The sequence below is a fragment of the Sutcliffiella rhizosphaerae genome (assembly GCF_917563925.1).
GTDB lineage: Bacteria > Bacillota > Bacilli > Bacillales > Bacillaceae_I > Sutcliffiella_A > Sutcliffiella_A rhizosphaerae.
Map to the genome: position 1 here is coordinate 112,363 of NZ_CAKJTJ010000006.1, position 16,071 is coordinate 128,433.

12 protein-coding genes and 1 riboswitch are annotated in these 16,071 nt (G+C 39.0%); of the genes, 9 read left to right on the forward strand and 3 right to left on the reverse strand.

The annotated features are described in order from the left end of the window. Positions 1–52 precede the first annotated feature (52 nt). The 6 genes from LRP81_RS07810 (at position 53) to LRP81_RS07835 (ending at position 7,373) form a co-directional block, all read left to right on the forward strand. Entirely contained in the window at positions 53–1,039 is a 987-nt protein-coding gene (locus LRP81_RS07810) for a LacI family DNA-binding transcriptional regulator (protein WP_230500707.1), read from the forward strand. A 133-nt stretch (positions 1,040–1,172) separates the two neighbouring features. Continuing rightward, a riboswitch (purine riboswitch) is annotated at positions 1,173–1,274 on the forward strand. 342 nt (positions 1,275–1,616) lie between these two features. After that, positions 1,617–3,332 carry an adenine deaminase gene (gene ade, locus LRP81_RS07815; protein ID WP_230500708.1) on the forward strand — a complete coding sequence of 572 codons (1,716 nt, stop codon included), beginning with the start codon at positions 1,617–1,619 and terminating at the stop codon, positions 3,330–3,332. A 462-nt stretch (positions 3,333–3,794) separates the two neighbouring features. Continuing rightward, a complete protein-coding gene (locus LRP81_RS07820) occupies positions 3,795–4,517 on the forward strand; it encodes a ThuA domain-containing protein (protein WP_230500709.1) in 723 nt (240 codons plus the stop codon). A gap of 15 nt (positions 4,518–4,532) precedes the next feature. Then, positions 4,533–5,570 (forward strand): Gfo/Idh/MocA family protein, encoded by a 1,038-nt coding sequence (locus LRP81_RS07825; protein WP_230500710.1) that lies wholly within the window; start codon positions 4,533–4,535, stop codon positions 5,568–5,570. 15 nt (positions 5,571–5,585) lie between these two features. After that, positions 5,586–6,554 carry a sugar phosphate isomerase/epimerase family protein gene (locus LRP81_RS07830; protein WP_230500711.1) on the forward strand — a complete coding sequence of 323 codons (969 nt, stop codon included), beginning with the start codon at positions 5,586–5,588 and terminating at the stop codon, positions 6,552–6,554. A gap of 60 nt (positions 6,555–6,614) precedes the next feature. Further along, positions 6,615–7,373 (forward strand): sugar phosphate isomerase/epimerase family protein, encoded by a 759-nt coding sequence (locus LRP81_RS07835; protein WP_230500712.1) that lies wholly within the window; start codon positions 6,615–6,617, stop codon positions 7,371–7,373. 680 nt (positions 7,374–8,053) lie between these two features. Here LRP81_RS07835 and LRP81_RS07840 read toward each other — a convergent pair. Then, entirely contained in the window at positions 8,054–10,477 is a 2,424-nt protein-coding gene (locus tag LRP81_RS07840) for a beta-galactosidase (RefSeq protein ID WP_230500713.1), read from the reverse strand. A gap of 240 nt (positions 10,478–10,717) precedes the next feature. Here LRP81_RS07840 and LRP81_RS07845 point away from each other — a divergent pair, with 240 nt between their 5' ends. Both LRP81_RS07845 and LRP81_RS07850 read left to right on the forward strand, forming a co-directional pair. Then, positions 10,718–11,173, forward strand: a complete 456-nt coding sequence (locus tag LRP81_RS07845; RefSeq protein ID WP_230500714.1) for a site-2 protease family protein — start codon at positions 10,718–10,720, stop codon at positions 11,171–11,173. A gap of 17 nt (positions 11,174–11,190) precedes the next feature. Then, positions 11,191–11,949, forward strand: a complete 759-nt coding sequence (locus LRP81_RS07850; protein ID WP_230500715.1) for a (S)-benzoin forming benzil reductase — start codon at positions 11,191–11,193, stop codon at positions 11,947–11,949. 31 nt (positions 11,950–11,980) lie between these two features. Here the strand turns inward: LRP81_RS07850 and LRP81_RS07855 are convergent, their stop codons facing one another. Then, a complete protein-coding gene (locus LRP81_RS07855; RefSeq protein ID WP_230500716.1) occupies positions 11,981–12,178 on the reverse strand; it encodes a hypothetical protein in 198 nt (65 codons plus the stop codon). 150 nt (positions 12,179–12,328) lie between these two features. Here LRP81_RS07855 and LRP81_RS07860 point away from each other — a divergent pair, with 150 nt between their 5' ends. After that, complete coding sequence (locus tag LRP81_RS07860) at positions 12,329–15,718, forward strand: 5'-nucleotidase C-terminal domain-containing protein (protein ID WP_230500717.1); 3,390 nt, start codon at positions 12,329–12,331, stop codon at positions 15,716–15,718. 124 nt (positions 15,719–15,842) lie between these two features. Here the strand turns inward: LRP81_RS07860 and LRP81_RS07865 are convergent. Beyond that, positions 15,843–16,071, reverse strand: a 229-nt coding sequence (locus LRP81_RS07865; protein ID WP_230500718.1) for a hypothetical protein, incomplete at its 5' end; no start/stop codon positions are given.

A 16,071-nucleotide genomic window follows, 5' to 3' on the forward strand; every position in this document is an offset into this window, starting at 1 on the left:
GTTTCGAAAGGGAGGGACTATAGGTCCATTCCATGAGGGGGTAAGGAACAAAGTGGCAACAATTAAAGATGTAGCAAAGCTTGCAGGGGTAGCAGTTTCCACTGCATCCTATGCACTTAATAATGTAAACAAAGTTAGTCCTGCTACCATGAAAAAGGTGCAGGACGCAGCAAGAGAACTCAATTATTTTAAAAATGGCTTTGCTTCTGATTTAAAAAGGACAAAAACAAATACAATTGCACTTATATTACATGATTTGTCAGGTCCATTCTACTCAGAGCTCATCAAAGGGGTACAGGAAGTTTCCATGACAAATGGTTATGACTTGATAGCATGTAGTTCAGTAGGGGGCGCACAGTCAACCGCAGTCAAATTTTTAAAAGAAAAACGAGTCGATGGTGCAATTATTCTTGCTCATAATATTTCAAATGATATAATCCTGGACTCTGCGCGTGAAGGCTTTCCCATTGTGATTCTTGACAGAAAACTCGACCATGATCATGTCTATCAAGTAGAAGTAGACAATATTCACGGTGGTTTCATCGCAACAGAACATTTAATTAATAAAGGACACCGTGAAATCGGTTTTGTAAGTGGCCCTTTGAATTCCCACGATAATGAAATGCGTTTTGAGGGGTATCAAAAGGCATTAACTTATCACGAAATTAAGTATCAGAACAAATGGAAGGTGTTTGGAGATTTCACTCGCGAAGGTGGATATCGTGCAACAAAAATGCTTATTGCCCAACGACAGCTTCCTGAAGCAATATTTTACGCAAATGATGAAATGGCAATCGGTGGCTTGCAGGCTTTCAAGGAAAATAACATTAATGTGCCAGGTGATATTTCCATCATCGGTTATGATGACATCCAACTGGCAGAATATATGAATCCTCCCCTTACTACAATACGTCAACCCAAATATGAAGCAGGTGCATTAGCAGTTCATGTTATCTTCCAAGCTTTGTCCAAGGAAAGCGAAGTGGAAAAATACTATAAACTTTCAACAGAAATTGTTGATCGTAAGTCAGTAAAGTAGGAATAAATCCAGCTCTAAATAAACTCTGTAGAATTGACTCTTTAAGTCAAACTAAAGGGTTTATTTTTTCTTCAATATTTTTCTACTTGACTCTTATTTGAAATCCTTTCTATAATGAGGAACAATTATCAAAAAAACAACAATAAAAGCTGCTCGTATAATCTTGGAGATATGGTCCATAAGTTTCTACCAAACTACCGTAAAGAGTTTGACTACGAGAATACACTACCTTGTCCGATAAAACAGGCACTAAAAGTCATGTTGTATGCGACTGATGCATCGGTTCCGGTAGGGTTCTCCTATTTAAAACTCCAAGTGATTTTACTTGGGGTTTATTTTTTAGACAGGCTATATTCAAAAGTTAGTTGCTAGTAACCCGTAAAAAGTCGATATCTGGACTTTTTATCAGTATGTTGTATAAAAATTTTGTCCTTATACTTTAAATTAATTTGCGATTATTACCAGTATCTAATTAAATTCGTAAAAGGCACAAAATTTGCGAAAACAGACTTTAGATAAAATGCTTCTCGAACCAGATTATGGCGCGTATGCTTTTTTAAATAGGAGGATAAAAAAGATGGATAACAACTTGCAATCTGTAATTAAAGCGGCAGCAAAAAAAATTAAAGTGGATACAGTAATAAAAAATGGCAGAATAATAGATGTATTCAATTTGGAGATTATAGAGGAAGACATCGCTATAAAGGACGGTATGATAGTCGGGTTTGGAGACTTTGAAGGGCATGAGGTATTGGATGCAGAAGGTTCCTACATATGTCCTGGGCTTATAGACGGTCATGTACATATGGAATCCTCCATGATTCACCCTTACCATTTCACTCAAACTATCCTTTCACATGGAGTCACCACCATTATTACAGATCCTCACGAAATTGCCAATGTCAGTGGGACAGAAGGAATTCAATTTATGCTGGATGCAACGGAAAACGTTTATGTTGACGTGTTTTTTATGCTACCATCTTGCGTTCCCGCCACTTCTTTTGAACATAATGGTGCTACAATTCATGCCCAAGATTTGGCTCCATTTTATCAACATGATCGTGTAATAGGGTTAGCAGAAGTAATGGATTTTCCCTCTGTTCGGGACGGTGATGAAGCAATGGTCGCAAAACTAGCTCAAGCAATTAAACATAAAAAGTTAATAGATGGCCATGGTGCCGGTCTCGAAGCGAAAGACTTAAATATTTATGCTTCAGCAGGTATTAAAACAGATCACGAATGTGTCACACAGCAAGAAGCATTGGAAAGAATCAAACGGGGAATGTATGTGATGATGAGGGAAGGTTCTGTGGCAAAGGATGTAAAAGCATTGCTTCCTTTAGTAAATCATAAAAATTCCAGGAGGTTCCTTTTCTGCACAGATGATCGGCACCTTGATGATCTAGTAAACGAAGGTAGCATCGATCACAATATACGAATTGCTATTCAAGAAGGACTCGATCCGTTAACTGCCATCCAGATAGCCACTCTCAATGCGGCAGAATGCTATTCACTAAAAGATAAAGGGGCAATCGCACCAGGATACTGTGCCGATTTAATACTGATAGAAGACCTTGAAAATTTCAAGATAAGAAAAGTGTTTAAAAATGGAAAGCAGATGGATTTTGCCAATTTATCTGAAATGCCTTCCCCTACTCCTAAGCTGCTTTTGGAATCAGTAAATATGAAGTCGCTCCATGTAAAAGACTTAGAAATAAAAATCGATTCACAAAAGCCCTGCAATATTATTGAAATCATTCCGAACAGCCTAGTTACAAACCACGTTTCAGAAAAAGTCACTACTGAAAAAGGCTTGTTTGTTTCTAGTATGACACACGATCTTTTGAAACTCGCCGTAATTGAAAGGCATAAAAGGACAGGAAATATTGGACTTGGAATAGTAAAGGGGCTCCAATTAAAACACGGAGCGATTGCATCTACTGTTGCCCACGATTCCCATAATATCGTGGTTGTTGGTACCAGTGATGAAGACATGCTTGCAGCTGTTCGCGCTGTACAAGAAATGCAAGGAGGTTTGGTCGTCATATCTAACGGAAAGATTTTAGCTACTCTGGCATTAAAAATATCCGGGCTCATGGCATTGACGAGCACAAACGTAGTTCTATCCAACTTAGAAGAGCTGCATAAAGCTTTGCATGTTATAGGCAATCCACTAACCTTCAATCCATTTGTAGCCTTATCATTCTTAGGGCTGCCTGTTATTCCAGCGCTAAAGTTGACAGATACCGGCCTATTTGATGTAAAGCAATTTAAGCATATAGGTTTTCAATAAAGGCTTCTGGCGCTAGAGGCTATCAAATTTCCCTCGTCTCCTTACAATAAGGCGACATCGATTTGCTATCGCTTATCGTGTCTTCTTTATCTCATACGACTCAGTCCAATTTGTACGCCTCTGAGCATTCGAGTTGTCCAGCTCCGGCGGCTAGCCCCTCGAGGTCATAAGCCATCTTTCTACAGAGGTCAAAAGCGACCTCTTTCGAAAGCTGTCTTATGCTTGTCGGGGCTGAACAAGCCGCCTCCGCACTTCAAAAAAGGTCGGGATTTTGCAATGTATTTCGGACTTTAACATTGAAAACGCTTTATTTTCCCATTATAATGGAGAGGAGTTGTGTGGAAATGGCTTTTATATAGCAATATGGAAACGTTCCCATATTTCAGACTCAATTCAAATTCACTTCAAGAGAGTAAGAGATTATACAAAAATAGATTCGTAATATGGAAAGGAGCAAGTGTAATGATTAGAGTTACGGTATGGAATGAAAACAGACATGAACAGACAAATGAAAAAGTAAGAGAAGTTTATCCTGAGGGAATTCATGGTGCGATTGCTTCCTTTTTGAAAGAGGAAAATTTCGAGGTGAAAACAGCGACATTGGATGAGCCAGAGCATGGTCTTACAGAGGAAGTGTTGAAAAATACAGATGTTCTCTTGTGGTGGGGACATGTGGCACATGATGATGTAAGTGATGAAATTGTGACACGAGTAAAAGATAGAGTACTAGATGGAATGGGATTAATCGTCCTTCATTCGGGTCATTTCTCAAAAATCTTCAAAACGTTAATGGGAACTACTTGCGATTTGAAATGGAGAGAGGCTGATGAGAAAGAGCGTATTTGGGTAGTATCACCTGGTCACCCGATTGCAGAGGGAATTGGCGAGTATATCGATATTGAACGAGAAGAGATGTATGGAGAGCATTTCGATATTCCAGATCCGGATGAGCTAGTGTTTGTAAGCTGGTTTGAAGGCGGAGAAGTTTTCCGAAGTGGTTGTACATATAAGCGTGGGAAAGGTAAAGTTTTTTACTTCCGTCCAGGACATGAAACATATCCTACTTACTATCATGAAAAAGTTCAACAGGTCATTAAAAATGGTGTACATTGGGCAAAGCCAACAGTACTTGGCGACGTACACTACGGAAATGCAAAACCACTAGAAGAAATCAAAAGCAAATAATTGGAGGAAATAGATATGAATAAATTACGTGTTGGCGTTGTAGGCTGTGGAAGTATTGCAAAACATCGTCATTTACCGGAGTATCATGCAAACCAAAACGTAGAGCTTGTGGCTTTATGTGATGTCGTATTGGAGCGTGCTGAGCATGCTGTTGAAACTTACGGTGGTAAAGCTTACAGCAATTATCAAGAAATGATTGACCGTGAAGAGCTTGATATTGTTAGTGTCTGCACACCAAACTACTTACATGCACCAGTGTCTATTTATGCATCAAAATCTGGAGTACATGTTCTTTGTGAAAAACCGATGGCAACGTCTAAAGAAGAAGCGGATGAAATGATTGCAGCAGCGAAAGCATCCGGTACAAAACTTATGATTGCTCACAACCAACGTTTTGTACCTTCTCATCAAAAAGCAAGACAGCTAATTGAGAGTGGAGAGGTAGGAAAGATTTACAGCTTCCGTACTGCATTTGGCCATCCTGGACCAGAAGGTTGGAGCGTAGACGGAAAAGACAGTTGGTTCTTCCGTAAAGAAGAAGCTTTCATCGGTGCTATGGGGGATCTTGGTGTCCATAAATCGGATTTGATGCGTTATCTTTTAGGAGAAGAAATCGTGGAAGTTGGAGCCTTTATTGAAACCTCTGCAAAAGAAAACACAGATGTGGATGATACAGCTGTTTGTGCACTTAAAACAGAAAGTGGTATCGTAGGAACACTTGCTGCAAGCTGGTCCTACAAACGTGAGGATAACTCAACGATTATCTATGCAGAAAAAGCAGTTTTACGTTTAGAAGACGATCCAACTCACTCTCTAGTTGTGCAATATGCAACAGGTGAGACTGTTCGTTATGAATTAGGAAAAATTCAAAGTAATGAGTCTGGTGGTCAGACTGGTTCTCATGTCGTTGACCATTTTGTTGAAAGCATTCTTGAAAACAAAGAAGTATTAGTGGACGGAAATGAAGGTAAGAATTCCTTAATGGTTATTTTAGGAGCTCTTGAGTCAAACGAAACGAAACGAATTGTGAACATCCAAAACGATTTGAACTAAGGAGTGTGTGTAGAGATGAAACTTGGTGTATTTACCGTTCTTTTTGCTGATAAATCATTTACAGAAATGCTTGACTATGTAAAGGCAGCGGGCCTCGATGCAGTAGAAATCGGTACCGGCTGTTACCCAGGCAACAAGCATTGCCCTCTTGATACACTTTTAGAAGATGAAGGGGCAAGAAATGCATACATGGATGAAATTCACTCCCGTGGATTGCAAATTAGTGCATTCAGCTGCCATGGTAACCCTATCTCTCCCGATGATGCGTTTGCGAAAGAATCACATGAAACATTATTAAAAACAATTGACCTTGCTGCATTAACAGGAGTAGAAGTAGTAAACTGCTTCTCTGGAGTGCCTGGTGACAGCGAAACAGCAAAAGCTCCGAACTGGCCGGTAGCACCATGGCCGAATGAATATGGCGATGTTTTAACGTGGCAATGGGAAACAAAGCTTGTTCCATATTGGAAAGAGGTAGGGAAATATGCCGAGGAGCGCAACATCAAAATTGGTCTTGAGCTTCATGGTGGTTTCCTTGTCCACACACCACACACTATGTTAAAGCTAAGAGAATTAACTTCTCCAGCAATCGGTGCCAATCTTGATCCTAGTCACCTTTGGTGGCAAGGAATTGACCCAGTTGCTGCTATCAAAATTTTAGGAAAAGCTGGAGCAATCCATCATTTCCACGCAAAAGACACATACATTGATCAAGATAACGTGAACATGTACGGTTTAACTGACATGCAACCATACGGTGAAGTGCAAACACGTGCTTGGAGCTTCCGTTCTGTTGGCTGTGGCCATAGTGTTCAAGAATGGTCAGATATGATGAGTGCTCTTCGCACTTACGGCTATGATTATGTAGTTAGTATCGAACACGAAGATCCAATCATGTCCATTGAAGAAGGCTTTGCACGTGCTGTGACAAACCTTCAATCCGTATTGATAAAAGAACAGCCGGCTGACATGTGGTGGGTGTAATATTAAAAGGTAGCCAAGGGTTTGATACTCCTTGGTTACTGTTTTATGGAGGGATATGTGATGAAACATAAAATTGCTGTACAGTTATATACAGTCAGGGACCTTTTGGAAGATGATTTTATTGGGGTTTTAAAGCAACTGAAGGAAATGGGATACAATGGCGTTGAAATGGCTGGATTATATGGTTATAAGGCAGAAGAAATTGCTAGTGCCCTAAAGGAATTAGGATTGGCTACAGCTGGCATGCATGTCGGTGTTGACAGACTTCGCGATGACCTGCCTGCTGTCTTGCATGAAGCAGAACTGTTCGGTACGAAGACTCTCGTTATGCCTTATGTAGTGGAACAAGACCGTAATACCGATTACTATATTTCATTAAAAGCGGAATTAAATAAGCTTGCTGCCAAACTTCAGAAGGATGGCTACCGTATTAGTTACCATAACCATGATTTTGAATTGGAAAACGACGTTAACGGAAAGCGTGCATTGGAATTTTTACTAGAGCCAAGTTCGGATAATTTGTTGCAAGCAGAACTCGATGTATATTGGGTGACGAAAGCTGGAAGTGACGTTATGGAATTTTTAGCGCCACTATCAGGACGTGTACCTACCTTACACATCAAAGATATGGCAGCAGGTGAAGAAGGTAGTTTTGCTGAAGTTGGTACAGGAGAGATTGATTTTAAACCAGTTATTCGCTGGGGAGAAGCAAACGGTGTCGAATGGTATATTGTGGAGCAAGATGTTTGCTCAGGCAACCCACTTGATAGTTTACGAGTCAGTATCGGAAATTTACAAAAAATCATGGATGAACTTTAATAGAGTACCATAGTAAAAGGCAGCTGAATAGCTGCCTTTTACTATGATGCCCTACTTGAAACCTATGCTCACTTTTGGACAAACTGGAAAAAATTCACTAATGTCATCAACCAAAGCCTTTGTAACGCGAAAACTTGGGAAAATCAGAAATAGTATCTTCAATAAGAGTCTTTGCAACACGAAAACCGGGAAAACCCTGAATTAATGTCCACAAAGAGGGCCTTTGCAACACGAAAACCGGGAAAACCCTGAATTAGTGTCCACAAAGAGGGTCTTTGCAACACGAAAAATGGGAAAACCCTGAATTAGTGTCCACAAAGAGGGCTTTTGCAACAAGAAAAGTGGAAAAAACCAAAAATATTGTCTCAACCATAGTAACCATAGCTTTTTTAACACGAAAAAAACTAAATCTATCCATCTCGGATTCAAGCTTCAAAAGTTTCAAAAATCTTAACTGTCAATCTTAAATATTCCAGGATAACTTCAAGTACCAATAACATTATACCCTCCGATGCCAAAGAATTTTCTGTTTTACATTCCCCTACCACCAAAACCAAAAGACCTATGATTCCGCTTCACAAATTGAACGGTATCATAGGTCTTAAACTGAAAGCTATTCTTGCAGATTTTGTTGCTTTTTTGGACTGTACAAGTAAATTATCTTACTCTTAAAAAAGCAATTATGCAAATTTTACAACTAACTGATCATTTACTTTTGCATGCTTATTGGAAATAATGGTTACCTTATTATCTGCTCTCTCTACCAAATAATCTGGACTAGATTCCACTATTCTATCTGTTTCTAAACAAATGAAATCCTTGCTTTGTGTCAACCTAAATTCAATCGAATCGTTTGTAACATGCATAATTTCTGCGGTTGAATGTGAAATTTTCACATTAGGCTTTTCAAGCACGACGTTTAGAGGTAGCATCACCCCGTCTTTATTTTGTAAAAGAATGCTACGTCCATCAAATAATTTCTCTCCATCTAAGGTAACATGAAGTTCTTTATCAAATCCATCAAGATTGAGCAGATGGATGAATCGTTCCCCCCCATTAGAAACGGATGTAGAGAAAATACCATGATATTCACAGTCATGAGTTAAACCTGGCACAGCTCCAAGGCGTTCTAGGGCAGAACTAATCAAGTCGATATCACAACGGTAGGCAGTTGCAAGAACAATCGCACGACCACCAGCATCTCCAACTTGTGCTTCAAATCCACAAACATCATCTGATTCTGTCACACGCATAATAGCTTCAGCATTTGAGCTAATAGCGAATTTTTGACTGTAATACGTTCTGATTTCTGGTCGTGGTGCAGCCCAGCCATCTGCTGTCAATGACATATGATGACCATGCTCGTTAAAGGTTACCCCTTTGGAGGATACTCCAAGAGCATCTGCTAGTTCAGTGAAAGGTTTTCCTTCCATATCAAAAGTTGGCACTTCTCCATATAGAAAAATTCCACCACCAGCTTTCAAATAGTTAGCAAGTTTAATCTGAACTTCACGATCCATATATCTTGCCGAAGGAAGAACTAGAGACTTCGTTTTTTCAGGAACTAGATCTTTATTTTGCACGTCAACCGAACTGAAGCGGAATCCTGCAAGTAGCATAGCACGTGCAACAATTTCCCATGCTCCAGCGCCACGATGCATCGTAATATTGTCCACAATTTCACGCATCTTTTCACTCTTTGGATAACGATACTCTGTCATATAGTAATCAGGGATAAATGCAAATGCGACAGAATCTCGATCTTCATCCATTGCAGCCAGCTTGTCACCAACAGCCATCATCGTTTTAATAGAACGTGCCATTCTTGGGAAAGTAAAATTCAGTTTACCTTCTGGGTTTACTGGAGCAGCAAATCCATGACGTTCACCTGTAGATGCAATTCTTCCATTTCCATCTCCACGGGCTTCATCCATCTGATAGTTATACCCACCAGTAAACAAGTAATAATTAAGCAATCGATTTCCTTGGGCTACGCACATTCTTGTTTTAAAATCTGCTGCAGAAACATCATAGCGGCCTCCGAATGTTTCACCAAAATTACCGTCACCACAATTGAATTCAACAGAAGTTAAGGGCTGATCAGGATTATGGACGGCATCCATAAATCCATTTATTAAATAGAGGTCTTGAAAACTCTCCATGTTTAAATCACCAAAATAAATATCTGAACCTGACATATATCCTTCATCTTGGGTATATGTTTCATAAAGTTGAGAAATTCCAATAGGATAAGTTAAACCGCGACCTCCACCTGTTCCATGGATATTAACGATAAATGGAACGTCTTTGACACCGAATTCTTCAGAATACTCACGTAAGATAGCGATATAACGGGTAAAACGATTTCTCATATAATGACCTAAATCGCGCATTAGTTCAGCAGCATAGTCTTCTTTTGGTGAACGAATACCATTGACTCTATCTGAGCGATCACATAAATCAAATGGATATCTTTCCAATAAAATAGCTTGTTCGTATTTTTCTTTAAGCCAGCGAACAAAGTCTTCTAAAAGCTGATCTGTTAAATCAGGGCAATTACTTACCCAAGATAGCATTCCAACTTCATTATCAAGCTGCACTCCTATTATATTGCCGTCATTTTGATATAAGCGAGGCTCTATAATTGCCATCACAGCTTCATACCATTTCTTAGTTTCCTTTAAAAATCCTGGAGCTAAGTAGTCAAGTGTCGGTGTGGTAGCAGGGGTTCCGTCCCAACCAACTGGAACAATCTCCGGGTGCTTCTCTGCGACCCAATGAGGTATCCCTTCGTTTTTCATTTCAGCCATAATAAAAGGCCCTGGACGAGCAAAGAAGTAAAGGTCATTTTCCGCACAAAGATCAATAAACGCACCAAGATCCAGTTCTGGTCGTGTATTGCCTATCAAGTCAACTTGTCCTTCAACAGGCTCATGACATAACCACGGAATATAAGTTGCAACAGCATTGCATCCAGCATCCTTTAATTTGTTAATACGATCCTGCCAATCCTCTCGCTGTAGTCGGTAATAATGAATTTCTCCGCACATAATGAGTGTCGGCTTTCCATTTATTACTATTTGCTTGTTTTTAATTTCAATCATGTATTTTCATCCCTTTATAAAAAGATAGAAAAGCGCTTACATAAAACGGTATAAAACGAAACGTTTCACTTGGTATTTGCAAATACAATCGTAACATAATTATCAGTTTGTTGAAACGTTTTTATCTAGGGGGAGAACTAGATAACCTGCTTGAAGTAGGTATCAAGATTCTTTTATATTCCTCCATTTCCATAAATATGGCATAATAGAAGGAACTATTTTGAAAGTGAAGGTAATGCTATGCTTGATGCACTGGTGTTTTTTTACCTCATTGTTCCGCTCGTTCACCTTATTCATGAAACAGGGCATGTCGTCATGGCGAAGCTTTATCATGTTAAGGGAACAAAAATAAGGATTGGAATTGGACCGAAAGTAATGGAGTCTACTCTATTTGATACGAACTTTCGAATACATATCATACCATTTTTAGGCGGTTATTCGACAAATGACAGTGAGAAAGAACTATCTCCTAAAGCAACGGTTTGGATTTCAGCAGGTGGGCCAATGTTCAATTTCATTTCCATCATATTTCTTTTTCCCTTCCTTACATCCTTTGAATTTTCTTATCATTACTTGTTTTTTCTATATAGTTTGTGGATTGGTGGAGTAAATTTACTTCCATTCAAACTATTCGATAAAAAATCAGATGGCTGGCAAATTGCCGCTTCTCTTATTACACTAATAAGAACAAGATAGAAGAGGAGAGTGCTCGAATGAAATATTTTATCGTTACAGGTGCTTCCAAGGGGCTTGGAGAAGCGACAGTTCAGCAGTTGTTAAAAAAAGGTAATCATGTTATTTGTATTTCACGAACTGAGAATGAGAAATTAGAAGAGTTGGCAAATGCGAATGGGGCAGAACTTTCTTTTCTTCAGGAAGATCTCACTAAGCATGAGCGAATAACCGGAATTGTACAGTACCTATTATCCAAAATAGAAGAGGATAATATGTTGGAGGAAGTATATTTTATCAATAATGCAGGTATGGTTGATCCAATAAAGCCTGCTGGAAAAGCAGATGATAAAATGATTACCAAGGCCATCCATTTAAACTTATTAACACCGATATTAATTACGAATGAATTTATTCGATTAACTGAAAGTTGGAATTGCAAAAAAGTAATCATTAATATAAGCTCAGGTGCAGCAAATCGACCAATTCATGGGTGGAATACGTACTGCTCCACAAAAGCTGGGTTAGATATGTTTACCAAAACTGTAGGCTTAGAGCAAGGACAAGCAGCCTCTCCAACAACGATTCTCTCCTTTTCACCTGGTATCATGGATACAGAAATGCAAGGAGTTATTAGAAATTCTGATAAGGAAGACTTTGATAATATAGAGACATTTAAAACGTACTATGAAGAAGGCCAATTAAGAAGCCCGTTTTTCGTGGCGGAGAAGCTGTTGGAACTGATTCTTTCTACCAATGTAGAAAATGGAAGAGTATATGATATTAAAGAATTTGTATAAGAAATAAGGATGCACCAGAAAAGGTGCATCCTTATTTCTTTACTACGGTATAAGAGAAGTTTTCGCCAACAGCACCATTGATTTGCGTAAGGTTGCCATGCTGGTCTTCTATGACAGCTTCCCCACTAAGGACTTTTTCATAGAGAGAAGGGTCTGTTTTCAGTAGAGCATGTTTTAAGGTAGCACCCTTAAATAGTTCAATAGATTTATTGTTTATTATTACATTCATGACTATCCTCCTGGTTTCTATAACATGCATTTACACTATTATGACAAAATATTAGTTATTTTACACTTTTTTCACGATAAGTTAATGAAAATTTAATAAATTTAAATTATAGTTTAATTGTGTGGAAATAAGTTTAATAGGAGGAAAGTTATGAAAGCGTTTGTAAGTAATAATAGAAAGCTATTTTCTATCATTCTAGTGCTGACTTTGGTTTTAACCCCATTATTTGGGTCTATTAATCCAGGTCAATCAGCTGCCGCTCAAGAGCAAAATAGTGGGGATGTAGTCGAACTAAAAGTACTGCATACGAATGATTTGCATGCTAAGATTAATGAATTTGGCAAGGTTTCGGCTTACTTGAATAGTGTAAGAGATCAGGCAACTCATTCTCTTTACCTAGATGCAGGGGATATTTTCAGTGGTAACCCTGTCGTTGATTTGCAATACGGAGAGCCTATTGTTGAACTTTTGAATATTATGGGACTTCAAGCAATGACTATGGGTAACCATGATTTTGACTATGGTCAGCAAAATACAGTCGATCGTATGGCACAATCTAATTTCGATTGGTTGAGTGCTAATACAGTTGTGACTGAAAATACAGATGTAGATTTTCCTCAGCCAGCTCCTTATAAAATTTTTGATATAAATGGATTATCCGTTGGTGTCTTTTCTGTTACAGAAACACCACCATCTACCGCACCAGCAAACGTAAAAGGAATTAACTTTAAAGACCCTATTCAAACAGCGAAAGAATATGAGTTTTTAAAAGATGAAGTAGATATACTTATTGCTTTAACACATCATGGCTACACTGAAGATATTAAACTAGCAGAACAGGTAGATTTCTTTGATGTTATTATTGGTGGACACTCCCATACAGCACTATCTGCACCACGCGTGGTGAATGGAACGCCGATTGTTCAAACTGGCGGTAATGCTGAGAATGTTGGGAACCTTACAATTGAATATAATACAGCGAAAAACGAAGTATCAGCAGTAAATGGCTTTTTACAACGTGTAAGCCAATTAACAGAGGTTGATCCAGTAGTCCAAGCGAAAGTGGATGCATATAATGCTGAAATGGACGAGCTACTTGGTGAAGTAATCGGAACAACCCAAACTGGTTTAAACAGAAGTGGTAATACAGATACACAATTAGGTAACTTCTGGACAGATGCAATTCGCCACCATACTGGTGCAGATATTGCTCTTACAAATAGCGGGGGAATCCGTGCAAATATCGCTGCAGGTGACATTACTGTAAATGATATTTATACAATTGAACCTTTTGCAAATGAAATAATGAAAATTGAAATGACCGGTGCTGCTATCAAAAATGTCATTGAATATTCTTACACAAGAGATGGCCGAAATCGAATTGATTTGCAAACAGCGGGATTACACTACAAAATTATCACAAACAATACTGGCCGTTACCTTGGTAGCGAGCTTATCGTAAACGGTGTGCCAATTAATAATGATCAAACATATGTTGTAGCAGTCGGAGATTATATTGGGACAGGTGGTTCTGGTTATAATTTTGAAGGAACTGTCTTAGAAGCGCTATCAGGCACTATGACAGAAGCTATGATTAATTTTGCCAAACACCTTACCGAGCAAGGTCAAGTAATCAATTATTCTGCTAATCAACGTATCTCTATTGAAGTATCCACTGGAGCGCCTATTGATGGAGAGGTTATTGGCTCAACAACTAGAGGGCTATCCTCTGCCAATAACAGTAAAGGCGATTCCACTTTAGGCAGCTTGTATACAGATTCTGTCAGAGCTGCTGCGGGTACAGATTTTGGAGTACTTAATAACTCTTCTGTAATTGGTAACATTCCAGCAGGAAATATTACGGATAAACAAATTGAGTATTTAGATCAATTCGGAAATGAAATCAATGTTACGAAAACAACTGTTCAACGTTTGAAAGAAGTGTTATTAGAACAATCCACTTTCCATAATGGAGTAGATGTGCAGGTTTCCGGATTCCATTATGAGCTAATTAAAGAAAATGGGAAATTTGTTGATGTTCTATTAACAACACCAGATGGACAACCACTTGATGAAACAGCAGAATACACGGTGGCCTATAACGATTACATGCATGGCCGTGCATTCTACAATCTTGGTAGTGAACTAATTGGCAGTGGTTATGGAAAAGTATGGGAATCAATTGTTGGTTATGTTGCAGATCAAGAAGCACCAATTGATTATGTGGAAGGTTCTCGTATTTCCATTTCAGGTGACGATGCAACACCTGAACCGCCAGAAAGAGATTACCTAACTGTTGCAGAAGCCATTGCGTTAAACAGCGGTACGGCTACTGTACAAGGGTACATCATTGGTACGATGACAAATAACCTTCCATCTTATGATGGTAACTTTGTCGCAACTAATTTAATCATTGCAGATAGTTTAGATGAGCGTGACCGTACGAAAATCATGCCAGTAATGCTTCCAACTGGAGCTGTACGTGCTGGTTTGAACCTTGTAAACAATCCTGATAATTATGGAAAAGCTGTGCAGGTTACAGGTAATTTAGCAGCATACTTCTCTCAACCAGGTGTACGTGATACGAGATCATTTGAGTTTGTCGTAATTGAGGAAGAGCCAGAATTAGAGCCAGTGACAATTGCTGAAGCTCGTACATTACCAGCTGGAGCAGATGTTGCGATTGAAGGTATTGTGACAACAAACTCTGGAATCTGGGGACAAAAAGGATTTTATGTACAAGACGAAACTGCTGGTATTTATGTCTTCCAAAATGTTGAAGATGTAAAAGCTGGTGATGTAGTCCGCCTAGTTGGTAAAACAGGAGAATACGGCAGGGAACTGCAAGTGGCGAATGTTTCTTCTTTAGAAGTTTTGGGAGAAGCAGAAGTACCAGCACCAATCGCTGTAACACCAGCTGAAATTACCTCAGCGAATGAAGCTCAATTAGTGGAAGTCGAAGGGGTTACCATTGAAAACCTTAGAAAAGTAAATGATTTTGGAACTTTTGAATTCTTAGCATCAAAGGACGGTCAATCTGTACTAGTTCGTGTCGATAATCGTTCTGGATTAGTCTTTGATGATTTCGTATTTGAAAATGGCGATAGCGTTACAATCACAGGTGTGTCCAGCCGCTTTAATGACACGATTCAATTAAAACCTCGCGATGCAAGTGATATCGTTGAATATGAAGTGCCATATGAAGAGCCGGAAGTAAAATACACGGCATCCACTCAATTTTTTGACGTAAAAGGTAAGGAATTGAAAAACTTAGAACGTAAATCGGATGTTGTAGTAAGCTCCACGATTTCCAATCATGTACGTGATACAAGCTCTTTCACAATAGAAATGGAGTTAGTGGACAAGCATGGTAGAGTTAATCATTCCTCATCTAAAAGTTATGAAGTAACAGGAGAAAATGAAAAGACATTTACACATACGCTTTCTATTCCTGCAAACCATAACGGTCAACGCTACACATTAACTGTCGTAGTGAAAGATGGAGAGGGCAATGAAGTAGAAAGAACCGAGATTAACTAAGTTCGGTTTGATAGGGGAGTGCTACCTTTGGTGGCACTCTTTTCTATTGGGATTTAGAGAATGCCATTGGAACTGGGAAAGGCTTGTTGGGCGAATTGTGTCGATTAGTGTCGGTTCGTCGATATCAGCTCCTTTTTCGTCGATAAAATGGTATAACCGTCGATATCCCTCTGTTTTGGTCGATATCTTGAAATAACCGTCGATATCCCTCTGTTTTGGTCGATATCTTGAAATAACCGTCGATATCCCTCTGTTTTGGTCGATATCTTGAAATAACCGTCGATATCTTCCTCGCTTTCGTCGATATCCCGTTAATGATCATCGTGGCATCCCTAGTTTTGATCACACATAAG

Excerpts from the sequence above, each read along its gene's own strand:
- LRP81_RS07860 (WP_230500717.1), top strand. The coding sequence starts at position 12,329 with ATGAAAGCGTTTGTAAGTAATAATAGAAAGCTATTTTCTATCATTCTA.
- LRP81_RS07825 (WP_230500710.1), top strand. The coding sequence starts at position 4,533 with ATGAATAAATTACGTGTTGGCGTTGTAGGCTGTGGAAGTATTGCAAAA.
- LRP81_RS07845 (WP_230500714.1), top strand. The coding sequence starts at position 10,718 with ATGCTTGATGCACTGGTGTTTTTTTACCTCATTGTTCCGCTCGTTCAC.
- LRP81_RS07850 (WP_230500715.1), top strand. The coding sequence starts at position 11,191 with ATGAAATATTTTATCGTTACAGGTGCTTCCAAGGGGCTTGGAGAAGCG.
- LRP81_RS07835 (WP_230500712.1), top strand. The coding sequence starts at position 6,615 with ATGAAACATAAAATTGCTGTACAGTTATATACAGTCAGGGACCTTTTG.
- LRP81_RS07855 (WP_230500716.1), bottom strand. The coding sequence starts at position 12,178 with ATGAATGTAATAATAAACAATAAATCTATTGAACTATTTAAGGGTGCT.
- LRP81_RS07830 (WP_230500711.1), top strand. The coding sequence starts at position 5,586 with ATGAAACTTGGTGTATTTACCGTTCTTTTTGCTGATAAATCATTTACA.
- ade (WP_230500708.1), top strand. The coding sequence starts at position 1,617 with ATGGATAACAACTTGCAATCTGTAATTAAAGCGGCAGCAAAAAAAATT.
- LRP81_RS07820 (WP_230500709.1), top strand. The coding sequence starts at position 3,795 with ATGATTAGAGTTACGGTATGGAATGAAAACAGACATGAACAGACAAAT.
- LRP81_RS07840 (WP_230500713.1), bottom strand. The coding sequence starts at position 10,477 with ATGATTGAAATTAAAAACAAGCAAATAGTAATAAATGGAAAGCCGACA.